This window comes from Bradyrhizobium sp. HKCCYLRH1034, from assembly GCF_051168375.1.
Lineage (GTDB): Bacteria > Pseudomonadota > Alphaproteobacteria > Rhizobiales > Xanthobacteraceae > Bradyrhizobium.
Window position 1 is genome coordinate 383,862 of sequence record NZ_JBNPUW010000004.1, and the last position, 20,659, is coordinate 404,520.

General features: G+C 66.6%; 15 protein-coding genes and 1 pseudogene. 8 read left to right on the forward strand and 8 right to left on the reverse strand.

Annotated features, from left to right (window positions below):
* Positions 1–16: 16 nt before the first annotated feature.
* Positions 17–1,177: an MFS transporter gene (locus tag ACQR0W_RS12065; protein ID WP_316186935.1), complete on the reverse strand. Its 1,161-nt coding sequence runs from the start codon at positions 1,175–1,177 to the stop codon at positions 17–19.
* 185 nt (positions 1,178–1,362) lie between these two features.
* Here ACQR0W_RS12065 and ACQR0W_RS12070 point away from each other — a divergent pair, with 185 nt between their 5' ends.
* The 3 genes from ACQR0W_RS12070 (at position 1,363) to ACQR0W_RS12080 (ending at position 3,899) form a co-directional block, all read left to right on the forward strand.
* Positions 1,363–2,310: a LysR family transcriptional regulator gene (locus ACQR0W_RS12070; RefSeq protein WP_316186936.1), complete on the forward strand. Its 948-nt coding sequence runs from the start codon at positions 1,363–1,365 to the stop codon at positions 2,308–2,310.
* Between the two features lie 63 nt (positions 2,311–2,373).
* Positions 2,374–2,499, forward strand: a complete 126-nt coding sequence (locus ACQR0W_RS12075; RefSeq protein ID WP_316186937.1) for a hypothetical protein — start codon at positions 2,374–2,376, stop codon at positions 2,497–2,499.
* A 164-nt stretch (positions 2,500–2,663) separates the two neighbouring features.
* Positions 2,664–3,899: a LysM peptidoglycan-binding domain-containing protein gene (locus tag ACQR0W_RS12080; RefSeq protein WP_316186938.1), complete on the forward strand. Its 1,236-nt coding sequence runs from the start codon at positions 2,664–2,666 to the stop codon at positions 3,897–3,899.
* Positions 3,900–3,962: 63 nt separating this feature from the next.
* On the opposite strand, the gene ACQR0W_RS12085 is transcribed toward ACQR0W_RS12080, so the two are convergent.
* Both ACQR0W_RS12085 and ACQR0W_RS12090 read right to left on the reverse strand, forming a co-directional pair.
* Positions 3,963–5,327 (reverse strand): M23 family metallopeptidase, encoded by a 1,365-nt coding sequence (locus ACQR0W_RS12085; protein ID WP_316186939.1) that lies wholly within the window; start codon positions 5,325–5,327, stop codon positions 3,963–3,965.
* A gap of 105 nt (positions 5,328–5,432) precedes the next feature.
* Positions 5,433–6,134: a peroxiredoxin gene (locus tag ACQR0W_RS12090; RefSeq protein ID WP_315826877.1), complete on the reverse strand. Its 702-nt coding sequence runs from the start codon at positions 6,132–6,134 to the stop codon at positions 5,433–5,435.
* Between the two features lie 516 nt (positions 6,135–6,650).
* On the opposite strand from ACQR0W_RS12090, the gene ACQR0W_RS12095 reads away from it, so the two are divergent.
* On the forward strand, positions 6,651–10,343 hold the full coding sequence (locus ACQR0W_RS12095) for a YhdP family protein (protein ID WP_316186940.1): 3,693 nt from the start codon (positions 6,651–6,653) through the stop codon (positions 10,341–10,343).
* Between the two features lie 50 nt (positions 10,344–10,393).
* On the opposite strand, the pseudogene ACQR0W_RS12100 reads toward ACQR0W_RS12095, so the two are convergent.
* From ACQR0W_RS12100 to tyrS, 3 genes and pseudogenes are all read right to left on the reverse strand, one after another.
* A pseudogene (locus tag ACQR0W_RS12100) lies at positions 10,394–10,973 on the reverse strand (methyl-accepting chemotaxis protein); the annotation flags it as partial.
* 124 nt (positions 10,974–11,097) lie between these two features.
* Positions 11,098–12,357, reverse strand: a complete 1,260-nt coding sequence (locus ACQR0W_RS12105) for an MFS transporter (protein WP_316170472.1) — start codon at positions 12,355–12,357, stop codon at positions 11,098–11,100.
* 55 nt (positions 12,358–12,412) lie between these two features.
* Entirely contained in the window at positions 12,413–13,666 is a 1,254-nt protein-coding gene (gene tyrS, locus ACQR0W_RS12110) for a tyrosine--tRNA ligase (RefSeq protein WP_316170473.1), read from the reverse strand.
* A gap of 193 nt (positions 13,667–13,859) precedes the next feature.
* Here tyrS and ACQR0W_RS12115 point away from each other — a divergent pair, with 193 nt between their 5' ends.
* Positions 13,860–14,963: an anhydro-N-acetylmuramic acid kinase gene (locus ACQR0W_RS12115; RefSeq protein ID WP_315712160.1), complete on the forward strand. Its 1,104-nt coding sequence runs from the start codon at positions 13,860–13,862 to the stop codon at positions 14,961–14,963.
* An 81-nt stretch (positions 14,964–15,044) separates the two neighbouring features.
* Positions 15,045–15,722 carry a glutathione S-transferase family protein gene (locus ACQR0W_RS12120; RefSeq protein ID WP_316170474.1) on the forward strand — a complete coding sequence of 226 codons (678 nt, stop codon included), beginning with the start codon at positions 15,045–15,047 and terminating at the stop codon, positions 15,720–15,722.
* A gap of 150 nt (positions 15,723–15,872) precedes the next feature.
* On the opposite strand, the gene ACQR0W_RS12125 is transcribed toward ACQR0W_RS12120, so the two are convergent.
* Both ACQR0W_RS12125 and ACQR0W_RS12130 read right to left on the reverse strand, forming a co-directional pair.
* Positions 15,873–16,520, reverse strand: coding sequence for an alpha/beta hydrolase (locus tag ACQR0W_RS12125; RefSeq protein ID WP_008971476.1), 648 nt, complete (start codon positions 16,518–16,520; stop codon positions 15,873–15,875).
* 318 nt (positions 16,521–16,838) lie between these two features.
* A complete protein-coding gene (locus ACQR0W_RS12130) occupies positions 16,839–17,630 on the reverse strand; it encodes a LytTR family DNA-binding domain-containing protein (protein ID WP_316170475.1) in 792 nt (263 codons plus the stop codon).
* Between the two features lie 172 nt (positions 17,631–17,802).
* Here ACQR0W_RS12130 and ACQR0W_RS12135 point away from each other — a divergent pair, with 172 nt between their 5' ends.
* On the forward strand, positions 17,803–18,960 hold the full coding sequence (locus ACQR0W_RS12135) for a cysteine desulfurase family protein (RefSeq protein ID WP_316186941.1): 1,158 nt from the start codon (positions 17,803–17,805) through the stop codon (positions 18,958–18,960).
* Between the two features lie 90 nt (positions 18,961–19,050).
* Positions 19,051–20,547, forward strand: coding sequence for a Fe-S cluster assembly protein SufB (gene sufB / locus ACQR0W_RS12140; protein WP_315712155.1), 1,497 nt, complete (start codon positions 19,051–19,053; stop codon positions 20,545–20,547).
* Positions 20,548–20,659: the final 112 nt, after the last annotated feature.

The window sequence follows — 20,659 nt, forward strand, 5'->3', positions numbered from 1 at the left end:
CTTGGTGGCAGGGGGCTCAGGCGGAGCGCAGCATGGCCGGTGATGCGGCGGTGCGTGCCTTGAAGGTCAGCATCAGGACGACGGCGAGCGTGGATATCGTTCCGGCCACGTAGCTCAGACCCCCATAGCCCAGGCTCTCCACGATCGCGCCGGCGACGGCGGGTCCCGCGGCCGATCCGATCATCATCATCGCCGGTGTCGCCGCGACCGCGCGCCGGCTCGGGTCGATCCGCGACAGCAGTCCGAACAGGAACGTGTGGGTGAAGATCACGATCGAGACGTAGGGGATCGCAAAGGCCGCGTAGGTCGAGAAGCCCTGGGCATTGACGATCACGAAAGCCAGCATGGCCTGAAGCAGGGGGCCGGCGATGCCGATCGCGATCGGCGATAGACGTCGTTGCAGGGCCGCCGCCAGCGCGCCGGGAAGCAGGTTGATGAAGCCGACGGCGATCAGCACCTTGGTGACGTCGTCCTGCGACAGCCCCTTGTGATGGCCGATGCGCTCCAGGAAGGAGAAAACGAGCGACTGGTTGAAGGCGAGGCAGATCACGACGGCGATGATCAGCCAGGCTCGGCCGGGCATCGCGTGCAGCATCTCGCCGCCGGTCTGGGCGGCGGCGACGGAGCGCGGGAAGCCGAGAGAGGCCAGCAGCGCCGCGACCGCCATGCTGGCTGCGAACACCGCGAACAGCAGGCGCGGGCTGATCGCATGGATCAGGGCCGGCACGGTGGCGAAGAAGGCGACGCTGAAGACGGCGAGCGCGACATTGGCGAGGCCGAACAGGCGGTGCGGATTGTCGGTACGGCCCATCGTGCCGTGCGTCATCGACAAGGCGGCACCGGCTGCGAGGCCCGCGATGGCGTGGATGACCGGCAGGACCCAGAATGGCACCAGCTCTGGTGGCCTGCTCGCCAGATAGCCGAACGCCGCAGCGGCCACGATGAAGCCGCCGACCACGATGCTGCGCGCGTCGAGCCGCGTGAACGATCGCGCGGTCACCAGGCTCGCGAGCACGATGCCCGCCAGGAAGCTGGTGACGGTCGCACCCGCCTGCGCCGGCGACAGACCGTAGAATTCGATGAACGTTCCGACCCAGACCGGCAGCGCCACCAGGTCCAGCATGCCGGCCACGTGGCACGTGGCGAGCACGACTCCACCCGAGCTCGATCGGCTCATGTTTCCCTCCCCGTGAACGGACCAGTCGCGGGGGCCCCTTGGCCCGGGCTTTCGCGCCCTCTGCCGACGCTGGTCCGAGCACACGCTAGGTCGAACCCGTGATCCGGCAAAATCGATTGAATTGCGCATCATCATCGATACGATCGATACCAAGTGACAAGTCCAGGGGAAGGGAGCGCGCTGCGATGCGGCTGGACAGGTTCGATCTCAATCTGCTGGTGGCGCTCGACGCGCTGCTCGACGAGCGCAACGTCACGCGGGCTGCGGATCGCCTCCGGCTCGGTCAATCCGCGACCAGCGCCGCGCTGGCGCGTCTGCGCGAGTTCTTCGAGGACGAGTTGTTGACCCAGGTCGGACGGCAGTTCGAGCTGACGCCGCTCGCCCAGGCGCTGGTCGAGCCGGTCAAGGACACGCTCGTTCGTGCGCGCGCCGCGATCAGCACGAGGCCGGACTTCGATCCCTCGACGATCAGCCGCACGTTCCGGATCTGTGCATCCGACTACGCGACCTATGTGCTGGTGTCGCGAGTGGCGATCGCGCTCGCGCAGCGCGCGAGCGGATTCCAGCTCGAGATCGCGCATCTGCCCAAGCATGTCGAGCAGGTGTTCGGGCTCGGCGACATCGACCTGCTGATATTGCCCGAGCAGTATGCATCACGGATAGCGCATCCGCAGACGCATCTGCTGTCGGACGATCATGTCTGCATGATGTGCCGGGAGCGGCCATTGCGGCGTGGCAAGCTGTCCGAGGACGATTATTTCGCGGCCGATCACGTCAACGTCCGCCTCGGCGAAGCCGGCTCCTTCTCGTTCGAGGAATTGTTCTTCCCGCGCGCCGGCCGGCCGCGAAAGATTGCCTGTACGGTCGATTCCTACTGCCTGCTGCCCAGGATGTTGTGCGGGACGGACCGGATCGCGACACTGCATCGGCTGCTCGCGCAGGATCTGGCGCTGCATTATCCCGTGAAGTTCGTCGGCTTCCCGTTCGAGATTCCGCGCCTGAACGAGTCCATGATCTGGCCCTCGTTCAGGGATCAGGACCCCAGCCACAAATTCCTGCGCCAGGTGTTCGCCGAATGCGCGGCGCAGATTGCGTCCGAAGGCCGGAGCGGGGCACGCGCGTCGCGCAAATGACCGGATGTTGTCTCGTGTCCGTCGGTCGGCGACCATTCCGACCTGCTGCTCGGCGCGATCACGGTGAAGGATCTGGCCTCGCGCAAGGCGCTCAAGGATGTGCTGGTGCGGCTCAGCATCGGCCTCGAGGAGCCGGGCGAGTTGTGGGAAGATTTGTCGCGCTTTGTCGATGCGCTCGGCGCGGCGTGAGCCGGCCGGGTCCGGGCGCGGCCGGGCCAGCCATGGGCGGCCTCGGCGGCCGGTATCCCGGAATTGTCCGGTGTCGTGCCCGCCCGGCTGCAATGGTGTTTCGCCGGACCGGATGGTATGGCTCGACACACGCGCGATCGACGCGACCAGCAACGGACCGAGGCATGATCATGAGCGGCAAGCCGGTGATCCGGATCATTCTTGGGGTCGCGGCCCTCGTTGTCCCGGCGGCAGCGCTGGTCGTCGTGTTCGATCCCGCCCTGGTCCGTGACGTCCCGATCATCGGGCGGGACAGAACGGCCGCGAGCGGAGCGGCAATCCCGGCGGCCGAAGCGCCGGGGCAGTCCGCATCGGTTCCGACCGACGATCAAGCGCCGTCCGCGGCGGACCATGGTCGCGGCGCAAGCCCGCTTGCGACGATGCAGCAGCAGGCGAGTGGTCTTGCCGACGCGCTGGGCCCGCTGGTTCCGCAGTCGGGCGCCGAAAGCGATGGTCCGGCCTTCGATGTCGTCAACGTCGCTCCTTCGGGTGACGCCGTCGTCGCCGGGCGCGCGGCGCCCGGCGCCACCGTGGAGCTGCTGCGCAACGGCGAGGTTCATGACCGCGTCGTTGCCGACCGGGCCGGACAGTTCGCCATGGTGCCGCCCCGTTTCCCTGCCGGGACCTACGATCTGACCCTGCGATCGAAGCTCGCCGACGGACACGAGGTGACGTCGAAGCAGAGCGTGGCGGTGAACGTCGAGGCCGGGCGGCAGCAGGCCACGGTGGCTCTGCTGTCGCCGGATGAGCCGACGCGCGTTCTGTCGAAGCCGGCCGGCGCGATCCCCCAGGCGCTGGCGGTGGACGCGGTGGATCACGAGACGAATGGCGTCCTGCGCGTCAACGGCCGGGCGCGTCCGGGCGCGACGGTGAGGCTTTATTTGAACGATCGCCTGGTCTCTTCGACGGTGGCGGGCGCCGACGGACGTCTCGGCATCGCGATCGGCAAGGACGTCAGCCGGGCCGGCAACGACCGGATCAGGCTCGACGAGGTCGATCCGGCATCCGGCTCCGTCCAGGCGCGCGCCGAGGTCCCGTTGAGCCTGCCCGACGACGCGACGACTGCATCGCTGTCCTCGGTTGTTGCGGGGGCCGAGACGGCCAAGGCACGCGCGGCCGCTCAGTCCACGCTGGTCGCGGCTGCAGGCAACCCGCGTGAGGCGATCGTGCCCGCTGCCAGAGGCGAGCCGAAGATGACGACGGTCACGGTCGCCCGCGGCGATAGCTTGTGGCACATCAGCCGCCGCCTGCTCGGAGGCGGCACGCGCTACGCGGTCATCTACAAGGCAAACCGGGAGCAGATCCGAAGTCCCGATCTGATCTATCCGGGGCAGGTCTTCATGCTCCCGGCCAGGCGATAGGCCCGGCTCCGGAGCGCCCGCGCGGGGCGCTGCACCGCACCAACTTGATGTGAGCGAATTGACTTAGCCCGCGCTCAGCCGGACGCCGGCGCGCAGGAATTTCTGCGGGTCGACGGCTTCGCCGTCGATGCGGGTCTCGTAGTGCAGATGCGGGCCGGTCGAGCGGCCGGTCGAGCCGACCTCACCGATGATGTCGCCGATCTTCACATGCTGGCCGATCTTGACGTTGATCTCGGAGAGATGGCCGTAGCGGGTGGAGAGGCCGTTGCCGTGATCAACCTCGACCATGCGGCCGTAGCCGCCGGCCCAGCCGGCGTTGACCACCTTGCCGTTGGCGGTGACGCGGACCGGATCGCCGGTGGCGGCGCGGAAGTCGAGGCCGGTGTGCATGGCTGGGCGGCCGAGGAACGGATCGGAGCGCACGCCGAAGCCGGAGGTGAACTCGACCTCGCCGATCACCGGCTTGCGATAAGGCACCAGCGACAGCGTGCGGTTCATCTTCTCGACCTGGGCGCGGGTGATGCTGATGCGGTAGAGCTGGCGCTCGAACGGACCGGATTCGGCGCCGAGCTTGACCGGCACGAACGGGCCGCCCATGCCGCCCTTCGGTGCCGCGGCTTCGAGCTGACCCATGTCGAGGCCGAGATCGGTGATGACGCCGCGCATCCGGCGCAGCTTCGATTCCAGCGTCTCCTCGGCCGAGGACAGCATCGCGATCTGCCGCGCCTCGACCTGGTCGAGCGAGCGCGTCAGCCGCGTCAGCACGTTGTCGACGCCGGCGAGCTTGGTCGATGGGTTCGGCTGCGCGTTGGCCATCACGGGGCTGCGCGATTCGAGCCGGGCCTCGCGGTCCGGCGGCGCGGTGAAGATCACGGTGTCGCTGATCGGCGACGGCTTGGGCGTGGCTGGCGCCGACGGCGGCTCGATCGCGACAGGCGCGCGCGCCGGGGCGCGGATCGAGCCGGTGATGTCAGGCATGCTGCCGAGCGCGGTGGCGCGGCCTTCAAGCGCGCTCTGGCGCTTCAGGATCTGGTCGAGCTTCTGGTCGAACTGCTCCTGGTCGAGCAATTGCCGGCTGGTGGCGCGATCGACCTTGGCGCGTAGCTCGGCGATGCGGTCCTCATAGGCGTATTGCATCTCGGCCTGGCGCGCGATCAGCCGCGTCAGCACGTCGTCGCGAAACGCGAAATAGGTCGCGGTCGCCGCCGACCACAGCCCGAGCAGGCTGACGGTGCCGACCACGATCCAGAATACCACCGGGCCGATGCGCACCTGCTTGCCGGCATGCACCAGCGTGTAGTCGCTCTGCGACGCGGCCGCGACCGGCGCCGGATGGCTGACGTGGGCGCGCCGATGGTGATGGGCGTGCCCACGGTCATGAGAATGGTGCTGGGGATATTCGGCGTGATGGCCGGAACGATACGACATCGGCACTCCCGCGCCGGCCGGAGATCGTCGTTCCAGCGGCGTCATTTACGGGAGCGATTTGACCCCTGCATGGTTAATTTTCCGCCAACGCCGTCAGGCGCATTCTCAGAGCGCGCGCGCCGCCGCGAGCACCGCGTCGGCATGGCCGTCGACCTTGACGTTGCGCCACACTTTGGCGACGCGGCCGTCGGCGCCGATCAAGACGGTGCTTCGGATGATGCCGAGAAACTTGCGGCCATAGAGCGACTTCTCGCCCCAGGCGCCGTAGGCCTCCAGCATCTCATGTGTCTCGTCCGAGATCAGGGGCACGGCGAGATCGTGCTTGTCGCGGAAATTGTCCTGCGCCTTGACCGAATCGGCGGAGACGCCGAGCACTGCGGCGCCGGCGGCCGCGAAGTCCTTCGACAGGCGGGTGAAGTCGATCGCCTCCTTGGTGCAGCCGGGCGTATTGGCCTTGGGATAGAAGAACAGCACGAGCTTCTGGCCGCCGTAATCGGCCAGCGAAACGGTTCCGCCGCCATCGCGCGGCAGCTTGAACGCGGGTGCCTTGACGCCCTCGGCGAGGCCCGTTCCAGTGGTGGCTGGCGTCCTGGGCCCGGCCTTCGCAGCTCCCGTTTTGGTGGTCGCGGCTTTGGACGTCGCGGTCTTTGCGGAGGTCGTCTTTGCGGAGGTCGTCTTGGTGGCTTTCGTCACTGCCGGTTTGGCCGTCTTCTTGGTGGCCTTCTTGGCCGCGGTGGCGAGCCGGTTCCCGTCAATCGCCCCGTAGGACGCCGGGTTGGAGGATTTCTTTTGTGATTCCTTTGACATACGCCTTCCTTTCGTCGCTTTCGGCGGCTCAAAAATGAAAGTATCTCGGTTCTTGTCCGGTGTCCCGGGATCGATCTGGAATCCGTGCTTCGCGGCGCGCAGGGGATTGCGCCTCTTGCGATGAAGCGAAGATCATGGCTACCAGCAGGCGTGAGCACCAGCGCAGTTGAGCACAGTGCAATGACGACTCTCGTACCGTCTCCGGATCAGACGTCCCCGCCACAGAATTCGTCCGGCGGTGGAGAGGCGCCGGTCCGCTGGCGCGAGCAGGTGGGCAAACCTGACGGCGGCGGGGTATAGTGACGAGGATGTCGCGCGTCGTCCGCGCCGCCGGCGAAGCGCCAGCGGCGTGTTGACAGCACCCGCCGAAGCGTGACGGGATCATTTGGGGCATCGAGTCCTGCCGGCAGTGAGCACGCGCGCTGCGTGAACGGGCGGGGCCACACCGGCGACCAACCTGGCCGAGGCCAGGTTGGCACGAATGTTTCGGACACGAGGGGCCGGCACCGAGAGGCAATGGCAAGACAGACATCACCCCACCGGCCCCATCTGCAAGCGGACACCCAGGGCCAGCAGTGGGATGAGGCCGACTGGGATGTGGCCGACCAGTATGAGGCTGCCGCCGAGCACGACGAGACGGTCGGGCAGCGCGCCCGGCGCCTGTTGTCGCGGCCCGATTCGGGCGGGAGCACCGGTCGATTCGGCTGGGCGCGTCTGCCGGGCGGCCGCGTGGCCAAGCGGGTCGTCATCACGCTGGCATCGCTCATGCTGCTCGTCGGGCTCGGCTTCGCCGGCCTGTGGCTGCGGCTCGGTGCGGGCCCGATCAGCCTCGATCTGGCGACGCCGTGGCTCGCGGCGGCGATCGAGGACAATATCGGCCACGGCAACACCGTCGAGGTCGGCGGCACCCAGATCGAGCGTGCCGGCCGGATCAGGATCGCGGTCCGGATCCGCGACATCATCGTGCGCGATCAGGATCACGCCATCGTCGCCAGCGCGCCCAAGGCCGAGGTGCGGCTGTCCGGCGCCGCGCTGCTGATGGGCCAGCTGCGTGCCGAGAGCCTCAAGCTGGTCGACGCCGAGCTCGCGATTCGCATCACCCCGGACGGCACCGTCACGGTGTCGACGGGGGAGACCACCAAGCCGCTGGCAACGGGCGTCGCCTCCAAGCGCGATGCCGGCCTGCCGCCGACATTCCCGCGACCGGGACAGGCCGCGCCACCGCCCAACGCACCGGGACCGCAGGCCGGCTCGCAGCCAGCACCGCCGGCCATGTCGACTGTGCCCGCGACCGCTGCGCCGAACGGCCTGCTTGCCGGCCTGGACTGGCTCGACAGCCTCAGCCTCACCGGGCTCGATGGCCAGAACCTGAACGAGATCGGGTTGAAGAACGGCGTGCTGATCGTCGACGACCAGCAGCGCGGCAACAAATGGACGTTCGAGAACATCAGCCTCAGCCTGCGCCGGCCGTCCGGCGGCGGGGTGGCGCTGAGCCTCGGCGAAGAGGGCGCCAAGCCGTGGCAGCTGCGCATCCTGGTCGGGCCCCAGGCCAACGGCGTGCGCACGGTGGACATCAAGGCCGACAAGGTCTCCACCAGCAACATCCTGCTGGCGATGCGGCTCAAGGATCTCACCTACATGGCGGACCTGCCCATGACCGGCGAGATCAAGGGCGAGCTCGCGCGCGACGGGCTGCCGACCTATCTGCGCGGCAAGATCAACATCGGCGCCGGCAAGATCATCGACACCGATACGCCCGACTATCCGATGGCGATCGACTCCGCCGAGATCAGCATGGAATGGGACGCCGGGCGCCGCGTGCTGATCGCGCCGTTGAAGGTGATCTCGGGCGCCAACCGCATCACGCTCAACGCCAATCTCGAGCCTCCGAACGACACCGCAAACGACTGGCGGCTGGGTCTCAACGGCGGCACCATTCTGCTCGGCGCCATCGAAAACGAGCCACCGCTGATCTTCAACCGCATCTCGATCAACTTCCGCTTCGACACCGAGGGCAAGCGCGTGCTGCTGACGCAGGCGGAGGTCTCCAATGGCGAGATCGGCGTCGCCGGCACCGGCAGCGTCGACTATGCCGGCGAGCCGCGGCTGAAGCTCGGCTTCGCGGCGACGCCGATGCCCGCGCTGGCGATGAAACGGATCTGGCCGGCGCTGATCGTGCCGGAGGTGCGGGCCTGGATCATCGAGCGCATCGAGCGCGGCTCGGTGCAGCGGATCGACGTCGCCGTCAATTCGCCGACGCGCAACCTGCCGCGCAAGGGGCCGCCGATTCCCGACGATGGTCTCGACGTCAACATCGTCGCCACCAATGTCACCGTGCATCCGGTCGACGGCCTGCCGTCGGTGCGCGATGCCGACGTGAAGGCGCATGTCACCGGCCGCACCGCGACGGTGACGATCGGGCAGGGCGTCGCGGATACGCCGGCCGGGCGCAAGCTCAACTTCTCCGACGTCGTGTTCGAAGTACCGGACATGGCGCCGAAGCCGTCGCCGTCGCGGGTACGCATGCGCGTCGAAGGGCAGGTCGCCGCTGCCGCCGAGATCCTCGCCTCCGACCGGCTCAACGATCTGTCGTCGATGCCGATCGATCCCAACCAGACCAAGGGAACGTTCCAGGCCAGCGTCAATCTCGCGATGCCGGTCAAGGGCGAACTGACCAAGGCCGACACCAGCTACGCCGTCACGGCCGATCTCAATGGCTTTGCCGCCGACAAACTGGTGATGAACCAGAAGCTCGAGGCCAACACGCTCAAGATCGTGGCCAACACCGCCGGCTATCAGGTGAAGGGCGACGTCAAGATCAACGGCCAGCCGGCCACGCTCGACTATCGCAAGCCGACGGAAGGCGACGCCGACATCAAGATGCAGGCGATCCTCGACGATGCCAGCCGGGCCCGGCTCGGCATGGATCTGGGCACCGCGATCACCGGCAACGTGCCGCTCAAGCTCAATGGCAAGATCGCCGGCTCCAGCGATCGCGACAGCCGCATCGGCGTCGAGGCCGATCTGACCCAGCTCAAGCTCGACAACCTGCTGCCGGGCTGGGTGAAGAATCCGGGCAAATCCGGCAAGGCCACCTTCAACGTTGTCGCCAAGCAGCAATCGACACGCTTCGAGGACATCAACATCGAAGGCGGCGGCGTCTCCATCAAGGGCTCGCTGGAAGTCGACCAGAACGGCGACCTGATGAACGCCAACTTCCCGACCTATTCGCCGTCGGAAGGCGACAAGACGCAGCTCAAGGCCGAGCGCGGCCAGGACGGCGTGCTGAAGCTGTCGATGCGCGGCGACGTGTTCGACGGCCGCGGCTTCCTGAAGTCGGCGATCTCGGGCACCAACAAGGATGCCGACAAGAACAAGGCACGCTCCAACCTCGACTTCGACGCCGAGGTCAAGCTCGGCGCCGTCGCCGGCTTCAACGGCGAGGCGCTGCGCAGCGTCGACCTCAAGTTCTCCAGGCGCGGCGGCGCCTTCAAGAGCTTCAATTTGACCGGCAAGGTCGGCCGCGACACGCCCGTCACCGCCGACATCCGCGTCGGCCGCGAGGCGCCGAGCGCCGATCCTCGCGCGCGTCGCCAGGGCCGCGAGGTGATCTATCTCGTAACCAACGATGCCGGCGCGCTGCTGCGCTTTGCCGACACCTATTCCAAGATGGCTGGCGGCGAGCTGGAACTGGCGATGGAGCCGCCGACGGCCGACTCCAGCCCCAAGGAAGGCCTGGCGATCGTTCGCAACTTCACCGTCAGGGGTGAGCAGGCGCTGGACCGCGCCGCCTCCGGCGCAGCACAGGGCGCCTCGCAAGGCATCGCCTTCACCATGCTGCGCGCGGAGTTCACGCGGCAGAACGGGCTGCTCTCGATCCGCGACGGCGTCGTCAAGGGACCGACGCTTGGCCTGACCATCGAGGGCAGCATCGACTACAACGTCAACCAGGTCCGGGCTTCGGGCACGATCGTGCCGCTGTACGGGCTGAACAACATGTTCAACCAGATCCCGATCGTCGGGCTGTTCCTCGGCGGCAGCAATGAAGGTCTGTTCGGCGTGACCTATGAAGTTGTGGGCACGCCAAGCCAGCCTGTGGTGCGCATCAACCCGATCTCGGCCATGCTGCCGGGCGTGACGCGCAAGATCATGGACTTCAACACCGGCAAGCAGCCATACCCGCCGGCGGAGCTGCCGCCGAACAATTGACGCTGCCGGCCGCCGGCGTTCGGCGACGTCAACGAACCGATCGATGCGGTTCAGGCCGCTCTGACGCCAGCAAGGAAGGTGTCGACCTCGCTGGAGAGCTGCTCGGCCTGCTTGGAGAGGTTGCCGGCCGCGATCAGCAGGTGGCCGGCGGCGCTCCAGGTCTCATTGGCCGCCGTCGAGACGCCGCCGATGTTGGCGGTGACCTCGCGGGTGGCCTGCGCGGTCTGGGTGACGTTGCGCGCGATCTCCGCGGTGGCCGGTCCCTGTTCCTCGATCGCCGATCCGATCGTGGCCGCGATCGCGGACACCTCCTCGATGGTCAGGGTGATGCCGTCGAGCGCGCCGACCGCTTCCCGCGTCGCGTTCTGGATCCGGGCGATGCGGTCGCCGATCTCCTGCGTGGCCTGTGCCGGTCTGGCTGGCCAGGCTCTTCACCTCCGCCGCGACCACGGCAAAGCCGCGCCCGGCTTCGCCGGCGCGCGCGGCCTCGATCGTGGCGTTGAGCGCCAGCAGGTTGGTCTGGCCCGCGATGCTCGAGATCAGCTCGGCGACGTGCTCGATCTGCTTGGCGCCATCGGCCAGGGCGCGGACGATCCCGTCGGTATGGCGCGCGCTTTCGACGGCGCGTCCTTGCCGAAACAACTATCATCAAGCAGCCTACTAATCATGAACGCGTGGTTGTTGTGCGCCGTCCACTATGTGGACGGGCGGCTGTCGGAGCGCGCAAGCACATCGTGCTTGGACCGCGGGCCAACTACGTGCGAAGGGCCGGAACGACCAGGAACGGGATCATGCCGATGACGACGCTCACGAGCGCGAGCAGAATGACGGCATCATAGCCGTGGGTGAGATCGTGGATGACGCCGCCGCTCCATGATCCCAGTGCCGATCCGAGCCCGCTGCCGATCGTGATCGTACCGTAGATGGTGCCAAGCCGCCTGCCGCGGAAGATCTTCATCGCGGTCGCCGACAGGAGCGGCCCGCGCGAGCCGATCATGCTGCCGAAGCAGACGACGAAGCCGGTGAGCAGGAAGATGTTCGGCGAGAATTGCAGCGCCCACAGCATCAGGATTCCTGCGATCGATACGGCGTAGGAGAACAGCACCGACGGCCGCCGGCCGATCAGCCCGTCGAGGGCCGAGACGCCGAGCATGCCGAACAGCAGCACCACGCCCGAGAAGCCCCAGGCGGTGGCGGCCTGCAGCGGCGCAAAGCCGGCATCGATCAGATAGGCGACGACCTGCGGCGCGATCGCATACATGCCAACGGCGGTGAAGAAGAAGGTCGAGAACAACGCCCAGAAGGCGTGATGGCGCAGCGCCCGCGACAAGGTCCAGGCATCGCCGGCGAGTTCGTCGGCGATGGGCCTGGTGATGTGGGGCGCGCCGGCGGCAAACAGCCGCCAGGGCAGCAGCGCCAGCGGCACCAGCAGGATGAAGGTGGCGGCGCCGAACGCCTGATATGTGCTGCGCCACCCGATCGCGTCGATCAGCAGTTGCGAGCCCGGCAGCAGGATCAGCACGCCGGCGCCGGTGGCGGAATAGATCACTGCCATCGCGGTCGGCAGCTTCTTGCCGAACCAGCGGCCCAGCAGGATCGAGTTGGGGACGTTGCCGATCAGCGCGATGCCGATGCCGACGCACAGGCCGATGCTGATCTGGAACTGCCACAGCGCCTGCGCGTGCGCCGCGGCCGTGAAGGCGGAACCAAGCAGCAGGAGGCCGAGCGCATACACGGCGCGTGGTCCGGAGTGATCGAACAGCCGCCCGATCAGCGGTGCGGCGAGGCCGCCGGCGAGCGCCGTCAGTGAATAGATCGAGACGACTTCGGAACGGTCCCAGCCGAAGCTGTCGGAGATCGGCTTGAGAAAGACGGTGAAGCTTTCTCCCAGCCCGCGGCCAATCACCGATAGCGCAAAGCAGAGACCCAGCACCACGAACGCCATGCGCACTCGTGGTGGAGCTGTCGGAATTTCCTCGGCTTGCGCAGGCTCTCGCGGCGCGCTGATCGTCATGCCCTGAGGGAGCGCCTTTCGGCCTTCCCTGACAAGCAGGCAAAAGCGAATGCGGCTATGCAGGCCTGACCAGCACGTGGCGCTTCTTGCCCAGCGACAGCTTGATCACGCCCTCGCTGGTCAGTGCAGCCGGCGTCAGCGCCATCTTCTCGTCGGTGACCGCAATGTCGTTGACGCGCAGGCCACCGCCCTTGATCTGCCGCCGCGCCTCGCCGTTGGAGCCGACGAGGCCGGCCTTGACGAAGGCGTTGAGCACGCCAAGGCCCGCGTCGAGCTCGGCCTGCGGCACCTCGACCGTCGGCAGGTTCTCGGCGATGGCGCCTTCCTCGAAGGTGCGGCGGGCGGTCTCGGCAGCGGTGCGTGCCGCCTCTTCGCCATGCAGCAAGGTGGTGGCCGCATCGGCCAGTGCCTTCTTGGCCTCGTTGATCTCGGCGCCCTGCAGTGCACCGAGCTTCTCGATCTCGGACAGCGGCAGCGTCGTGAACAGCTTGAGGAACTTGACGACGTCGGCGTCCTCGGTGTTGCGCCAGTACTGCCAGAAGTCATACGGGCTGCACTGGTCGGCGTTGAGCCAGATCGCGCCCTGCGCGGTCTTGCCCATCTTGGCGCCGGATGCGGTGGTCAAGAGCGGCGTGGTCAGCGCGAAGAGCTGCTCGGTGCCCATGCGGCGTCCGAGCTCGACGCCGTTGACGATGTTGCCCCACTGGTCGGAGCCGCCCATCTGCAACCGGCAGCCGGTGCGGCGCGCCAGCTCGACGAAGTCGTAGGCCTGGCAGACCATGTAGTTGAACTCGATGAAGCTCATCTCCTGCTCGCGCTCGAGCCGCAGCTTGACGGAGTCCATGGTCAGCATGCGGTTGACCGAGAAATGCCGGCCAATGTCGCGCAGCATCTCGATCCAGTTCAGCTTCGTCAGCCATTCGGCATTGTCGAGCATGATGGCATCGGTGGCGCCATTGCCGTAGCGCAGCACCTTGGCGAACACGCCGCGGATCGACGCCTTGTTGGACTCGATCTCCTCGACCGTGCGCATCGCGCGGGTCTCGTCCTTGCCGGAGGGATCGCCGACCATCGTCGTGCCGCCGCCCATCAGGGTGATCGGCTTGTTCCCGGTCTGCTGCAGCCAATACAGCATCATCATGGTCAGGAAGTTGCCGATGTGCAGCGAGCGTGCGGTGCAGTCGTAGCCGACATAGGCGGTCGCCTGGCCCTTGGCGGCGAGGGCATCCAGCCCCTCGAAATCCGAGCACTGATGAATGAACCCGCGGCTCTGCAGCACGTTCAGGAAATCAGACTTGAAGCCAGTCATTGTCGGCGACTCTGAGCATTTGTTTACGGTATTGACCGCTTGTCGCGGGGACGTGCGGGAGGCACATGCCACGGATACGGGCGTTGTGGCATTATAAGATGCGCCGGGCTTGTACAAGCATGTGCACGGCCTGGGCGGGACCTCAAATCGGCCGTACTTGGCAAGCAGGGCAGGGTTTTCAGGTTCGACTGCAATGATTCTGACCGCACTTGGCCTCATGAGTGGCACCTCGCTCGACGGGGTGGACGTGGCCCTGATCGAGACCGATGGGCGGCAGATCAAGAGCCTCGGTCCCTCGGGCTACCGGGCCTATAGCGCCGCGGAGCGCAGCCTGCTGCGCGAGGCGCTCGCCGATGCGGTGCAGATCGAGCGGCGCGATGCGCGCCCCGGACGGGTGCGCGACGCCGAGCGCGTCGTGACGGTGGCGCATGCCGAGGCGGTCGCCGCGTTCCTGGCGCAGCACCGGCTCAAGCCCGAGGACATCGACATCATCGGCTTCCACGGCCAGACCGTGCTGCACCGCCCCGAGCGCCGCCTGACCGTGCAGATCGGCGACGCGGCCGTGCTTGCCAAGTCCGTCCACATCCCGGTGATGCACGATTTCCGCGCCGCCGACGTCGATTTCGGCGGGCAGGGCGCGCCGTTCGTACCCGTCTATCACCGCGCCCTGGCGCAGTCGCTGTCGCGCGCGGGGCCGATCGCCGTGGTCAATATCGGCGGCGTCTCCAACATCACCTATATCGACGGCGACGACGTGCTGATCGCCTGCGACACCGGTCCCGGTAATGCGCTGCTCGACGATTTCATGCACCGGACCACGGGACAGGCATTCGATCAGGATGGCCGCGTGGCGGAGCAGGGCAACCCGGACGAGGCCTGGATCACCAGCGCGCTGGAAATGCCCTTCTTCGCGCTGCCGCCGCCGAAATCTCTCGACCGCAATGATTTTGCCGCGCTGAAGCTGGGCGATGTGAAGCCGGCGGACGGGGCCGCGACCCTGACGGCGTTCACGGCCGCAGCGATTGCCCGCATCGTCCCGCTGCTGCCGAAGCCGCCGGCGAGCTGGATCGTCTGCGGCGGCGGCGCCCGCAACCATACCATGATGCGGATGCTACGGGAGCGTGTCGCGCCGGCGAGCGTCGAATCGGCCGATGCGCTGGGCTGGTCGGCGGACGCCATCGAGGCCCAGGCGTTCGGCTTCCTGGCGGTCCGCGGCATGAAGGGCCTGCCGCTGAGCTATCCCACCACCACCGGCGTGCCGTTTCCGATGACCGGCGGAGTGATCGCGCGGCCATGATCCATGCATGTGCATGGACCTTGACAGTTACATGCACTTGCATCTAGTTTGATGCATCTGCATCAAACTGCCGAGGATGTCATGGCGCCTGCCCTGAAGCTGATCAGCCACAAGCTCTGCCCCTATGTGCAGCGCGCCGTCATCGCGCTCACCGAGAAGGGCGTCGCATTCGAGCGGATCGACATCGATCTCGCCAACAAGCCCGACTGGTTCCTGAAGATCTCGCCGCTCGGCAAGGTGCCGGTGCTGGTCGTGCCGACGGCGCAAGGCGAGGTGGCGCTGTTCGAGAGCAACGTGATCTGCGAGTACATCGAGGACACGCAAGCCGGCGCGAGGCTGCATCCCGAGGACGCGCTCGCGCGTGCGCAGCATCGCGCCTGGATGGAGTTCGGTTCAGCGATCCTCGGCGATCTCTGGGGCCTGGAGACGACGCAGGATGCCGCGGTGTTCGCGGCCAAGCGCGAGGCGCTGACGGCGAAGTTCGTCCGCGTCGAGGCCGCGCTGGGCGAGGGGCCGTATTTCGATGGCGTCCGCTTCAGCCTGGTCGACGCCGTGTTCGCGCCGATCTTCCGCTACTTCGATGTGTTCGATGGCTACGGTGATCTCGGCATCTTTGCGTCCACGCCGAAGGTTCGGGCGTGGCGCGATCGGCTCGCACAACGGCCGAGCGTGAGGACGGCGGTCAGCGCCGACTATCCGCAGCTGCTGCGCGCGTTCCTCGCGCGGCACGATGCGTATTTGTTGAAGCAGGCGGCGTAGGAACGTTGTTGTCGTACCGAGCGTTCACGCCGCTCACAGTGCCATCGCCCGGCTTGACCGGGCGATCCAGTATTCCGAGACGCTGATGATCAGCCGAGAAGCCGCGGCGTACTGGATCACCCGCTCTCTTTCGCGGGTGATGACGCAACCTCACCTCACATTGGCGAGGCGCATGTCGAGATAGGCGGTGATGGTTTCCATCAGCGGCTCGAGCTTGCCGTCGAAGAAGTGGTTGGCGCCGGGGATGACCTGCTGGTCGATCACGATGCCCTTCTGCGTCTTCAGCTTCTCGACCAGCGTGTTGACGTCCTTGGGCGGCACCACCGCATCGCGCTCGCCGTGCACGATCAGGCCCGAGGACGGGCAGGGCGCCAGGAACGAGAAGTCGTAGAGGTTGGCGGGCGGCGCGATCGAGATGAAGCCCTCGACCTCCGGGCGGCGCATCAGGAGCTGCATGCCGATCCAGGCGCCGAACGAGAAGCCGGCGACCCAGCAGGCGCGAGCTTCGGGGTTGATGGTCTGCGCCCAATCGAGCGCGGAGGCCGCATCGGACAGCTCGCCGGTGCCGTGATCGAACGAACCCTGGCTGCGGCCGACGCCGCGGAAATTGAAGCGCAGCACCGAAAAGCCGCGATGCGCGAAGGCATAGTAGCACTGGTACACGATCTGATGGTTCATCGTGCCGTGGAACTGCGGATGCGGATGCAGGATCATCGCGATCGGCGCGTTCTTCTGCTTCGCCGGATGGTAACGGCCTTCGAGGCGGCCGGCCGGACCGTTGAAGATGACTTCAGGCATCAGAGAATCCTTGGCAGAGCGTCGACCGACTTCGTCCATGCTTCATCTGGCGCCTCGCCGACGAGTTCAGCAGGAAAAGTGGTGATCGAGCGCCATCCGTTCGCTTGGACGGAGCAGCGCTGGCGTGACTGGAAGTTGGCCTTCTAGCATGGAGCGCGGGGCAAAAAGCAAGGATTTTCAACGCCCGGCAAGGCGGCTGCGGCAGGGATGCAGACCGGGCCGCCGATACAGCGGCGGGGCGAAGCGGTCGCGGAACGTGATCCGAATGCGCCTGCAATTCGATGAAAATACTGGCGTTTTCGTCTGCAGCCCGGCCGTTCAGCGCAGCGACGCCCTGTGCTCCAGTTGCGCAACGGCGCTGCGATAGCGGCGGCTGCCCTGCGCGGATTGTCCGTTGTCGAAGGTCAGGCCGAAATCGCCCGTTGGCAGGACCGAAAGCGCGGCGACCCGGGCCATGTTGACCAGCCGGCCGCGGTGGATGCGGACGAGCGCGAAGCGGGCGAGCTCGACCTCGGCGGCCGACAAGGTGCCGCGGATCAGATGTCGCCTGCCGTCGGCCATGGCATATTCGACGTAGTTGCCGGCCGCGGCGACCCACAGGATGTCGGCCGGCGAGATGCGGATGCGGCTCGCGCCGTCGCGCAGCCAGAGCGTGGCAGGGGCAGGCGGCTCGGATCGCCGTGTCGGCTCTCGGACAGCGCTCGCGCGATAGCCGTCGTACAGCCAGAGCGTGGCACCGATGAGGAGCGCCGTCATGACGTCCTTGCGGAACTCGTACACGATGGTGGCCAGCGAGAGCTGGAAGTCGTAGGCGCCGCCCGCGGTCCACATCAGCAGCTTGCGCAGCGTCACCATGCCAATCATGTGAAGCGCAGAGAAGGCGACCACGGCGGCAATTGCGAGCGCGATGTGACGTGCCATGGTAGCCGGACCCAGCCGGATGGAACGAACCGTAGCGACCAGCAGCGGCGCCAGCAGGATGAGGACGACAATGCTCGTCATCTCCCACAGCAACTGTTTTTCCAGATCATAGGCCGCGCCCCGCCTGACGGCATCGTGGGCGGCGGAAAGGGCGTTGACGACGCCGATGCCGAGCGAGAGCCCGGCCATGATCGCGTAGAAGATCCGATCATTCGGACGCAGCATCGAGCCGACAAGCTTGTTCATGGCACCGGACCCGCTATCTCAATCTCGCGCCCGACAATATCACGCGGGCCGTCGCGCATCATCATGGCGCGGGCGAGCGATGGTCGTTCGTGGCCCGAGTTGATAAGAAGAAGCCATGGCCGACAGGATCTATCTCGACTGGAATGCGACGACCCCGCTGCGACCGCAAGCGCGCGCGGCGATTCTCGCCGCCATGGATCTGGTCGGCAATCCCTCGTCGGTTCACGCCGAAGGCCGCAAGGCGCGGCGGCTGACCGAGGAGGCCCGCGAGGTGATCGCCCGGGGGCTCGGCACCGTCGCGCGCCGCGTGGTGTTCACCTCCGGCGGAACCGAGGCCAATGTGCTCGCCTTGAGCCCAGGCCTGCGTGCGCCGGCCGGCCCGGTCGAGCGGCTACTGGTGTCGGCGGTCGAGCATGCCTCGGTGCTGGCCGGCGGCCGGTTCGCGCCATCCGTCGTGCAGACGATCCCGGTCGACCCCTCCGGCGTGGTCGATCTCGGCCGCCTGGAAGCCCTGCTGGCCGGAGGGCCGCCGGCGCTGGTATCCGTCATGGCCGCCAACAACGAGACCGGGGTGCTTCAACCGGCTTCGAAAGTTGCTGAGATCGTGCACCAGGCGGGCGGCCTGCTGCAGGTCGACGCGGTCCAGGCATTCGGGAAAATACCCCTCGATATCAAAGGGATGGGCGCAGACCTTGTAACCATCTCTGCGCACAAGATCGGCGGACCCAAGGGCGTCGGCGCGCTGGTTCTGGGCGCTGGTGTGGAGGAGCCGATTCCGGTTCTCCGCGGTGGCGGCCAGGAGCGCGGTCGCCGGGCTGGAACCGAAAACGTCGCAGGAATTGCCGGATTTGGCGCCGCGGCCGGTGCTGCCCTGGCTGAGCTCGAGGTCGACCTGCCCCGGATCACGGCGCTGCGCGACCGGCTGGAAACGGGCCTTCGTCAAACCGCTGGCGTGACGGTATTTTCCTCCGAAGCGGCGCGGCTTCCGAACACGACGCTGTTCACGGCGCCGGGGCTCAAGGCCGAGACGGCCGTGATCGGGTTCGATCTCGAAGGAATCGCGGTGTCTTCCGGCTCGGCCTGCTCGTCCGGCAAGGTCCAGCCCTCCCATGTCCTGGAAGCGATGGGCGCCAGTTCCGCAGCAGCCCAGGGAGCGGTGCGCCTCAGTCTGGGCTGGTCCACGACGGAGGCGGACGTCGATCGCGGCCTGCAGGCTTGGCGAAAGCTGTCATTGACCCTACTTAAAGGTGGCGACGAAACCGTGCTTGAGTGATTCTAAGGGCGTGATTTCGTCGAGGAAACGTCGTAAGACGGTTCCAGAACGTGTCCACCGCGGTCCTTGAAACCGCGAGCGGAGGATTGAATGCCAGCCGTACAAGAGACGGTCGACCGCGTCAGGCGGATCGACGTCGACCAATATCGCTATGGGTTCGAGACCGTCATCGAATCCGAGAAGGCTCCGAAGGGGCTTTCCGAAGACACCGTCCGCTTCATCTCGGGCAAGAAGAACGAGCCCGCCTGGATGCTCGAATGGCGCCTTGAGGCCTATCGCCGGTGGCTGACCATGACCGAGCCGACCTGGGCGCGCGTCGACTATCCGAAGATCGATTTCCAGGATCTCTACTACTACTCGGCGCCGAAGCCGAAGAAGCAGCTCTCCTCGATCGACGAGATCGATCCGGAGATCCTGAAGACCTATGAGAAGCTCGGCATTCCCTTGCGCGAGGTCGCGATCCTCGAAGGCGTCGAGCCGGTGCCCGGCGCCGGCAGCCCCGAGACGCGCAAGATCGCGGTCGACGCCGTGTTCGATTCGGTGTCGGTGGCGACGACGTTCAAGGAGGAGCTGAGGAAGGCCGGCGTGATCTTCATGCCGATCTCGGAGGCGATCCGCGAGCATCCCGAGCTCGTACAGAAATATCTCGGCAGCGTGGTGCCGACGTCCGACAATTTCTACGCGACCTTGAATTCGGCGGTGTTCTCCGACGGCTCGTTCGTCTACGTGCCGCCGGGCGTGCGCTGCCCGATGGAGCTGTCGACCTACTTCCGCATCAACGAGCGCAACACCGGCCAGTTCGAGCGCACGCTGATCATCGCCGACAAGGGCGCCTACGTAAGCTACCTCGAAGGCTGCACGGCGCCGCAGCGCGACGAGAACCAGCTGCATGCCGCCGTGGTCGAGCTGATCGCGCATGACGACGCCGAGATCAAGTACTCGACGGTGCAGAACTGGTATCCGGGCAATTCGGAAGGCAAGGGCGGCATCTATAATTTCGTCACCAAGCGTGGCGACTGCCGCGGCGACAATTCCAAGATCTCCTGGACCCAGGTCGAGACGGGATCGGCGATCACCTGGAAATATCCGAGCTGCATCCTGCGCGGCGACAATTCGCGCGGTGAGTTCTATTCGATCGCGATCTCGAACGGCTATCAGCAGGTCGATAGCGGCACCAAGATGATCCATCTCGGCAAGAACACGACCAGCCGGATCATCTCCAAGGGCATCGCCGCAGGCCGCTCGCAGAACACCTATCGCGGTCTCGTCACGGCGCATCGCAAAGCCACCGGCGCGCGCAACTTCACCGCCTGCGATTCGTTGCTGATCGGCGACAAATGCGGCGCGCATACCGTGCCGTATATCGAGGCCAAGAATTCCTCGGCCACCTTCGAGCACGAGGCGACCACGTCCAAGATTTCCGAGGACGTGCTGTTCTACTGCATCCAGCGCGGTCTTTCGCAGGAGGAGGCGGTCGGGCTCGTCGTCAACGGCTTCGTCAAGGACGTGCTGCAGCAGCTCCCGATGGAGTTCGCGGTCGAGGCGCAGAAGCTGATCTCGATCAGCCTCGAAGGTTCGGTCGGCTGAGGCCACATTGCAGCGGGGCCGCGGCGCGGCCCGCTCGTGCTGACATCGATATCACACGCCCTCGGACCCGATGGAATCGGTGGCGCCAGGGCAAGCGTTGAGCGGAAACAGA

Excerpts from the sequence above, each read along its gene's own strand:
- ACQR0W_RS12065 (WP_316186935.1), bottom strand. The coding sequence starts at position 1,177 with ATGAGCCGATCGAGCTCGGGTGGAGTCGTGCTCGCCACGTGCCACGTG.
- ACQR0W_RS12070 (WP_316186936.1), top strand. The coding sequence starts at position 1,363 with ATGCGGCTGGACAGGTTCGATCTCAATCTGCTGGTGGCGCTCGACGCG.
- ACQR0W_RS12080 (WP_316186938.1), top strand. The coding sequence starts at position 2,664 with ATGATCATGAGCGGCAAGCCGGTGATCCGGATCATTCTTGGGGTCGCG.
- ACQR0W_RS12085 (WP_316186939.1), bottom strand. The coding sequence starts at position 5,327 with ATGTCGTATCGTTCCGGCCATCACGCCGAATATCCCCAGCACCATTCT.
- ACQR0W_RS12090 (WP_315826877.1), bottom strand. The coding sequence starts at position 6,134 with ATGTCAAAGGAATCACAAAAGAAATCCTCCAACCCGGCGTCCTACGGG.
- ACQR0W_RS12095 (WP_316186940.1), top strand. The coding sequence starts at position 6,651 with ATGGCAAGACAGACATCACCCCACCGGCCCCATCTGCAAGCGGACACC.
- ACQR0W_RS12105 (WP_316170472.1), bottom strand. The coding sequence starts at position 12,357 with ATGACGATCAGCGCGCCGCGAGAGCCTGCGCAAGCCGAGGAAATTCCG.
- tyrS (WP_316170473.1), bottom strand. The coding sequence starts at position 13,666 with ATGACTGGCTTCAAGTCTGATTTCCTGAACGTGCTGCAGAGCCGCGGG.
- ACQR0W_RS12115 (WP_315712160.1), top strand. The coding sequence starts at position 13,860 with ATGATTCTGACCGCACTTGGCCTCATGAGTGGCACCTCGCTCGACGGG.
- ACQR0W_RS12120 (WP_316170474.1), top strand. The coding sequence starts at position 15,045 with ATGGCGCCTGCCCTGAAGCTGATCAGCCACAAGCTCTGCCCCTATGTG.
- ACQR0W_RS12125 (WP_008971476.1), bottom strand. The coding sequence starts at position 16,520 with ATGCCTGAAGTCATCTTCAACGGTCCGGCCGGCCGCCTCGAAGGCCGT.
- ACQR0W_RS12130 (WP_316170475.1), bottom strand. The coding sequence starts at position 17,630 with ATGGCCGGGCTCTCGCTCGGCATCGGCGTCGTCAACGCCCTTTCCGCC.
- ACQR0W_RS12135 (WP_316186941.1), top strand. The coding sequence starts at position 17,803 with ATGGCCGACAGGATCTATCTCGACTGGAATGCGACGACCCCGCTGCGA.
- sufB (WP_315712155.1), top strand. The coding sequence starts at position 19,051 with ATGCCAGCCGTACAAGAGACGGTCGACCGCGTCAGGCGGATCGACGTC.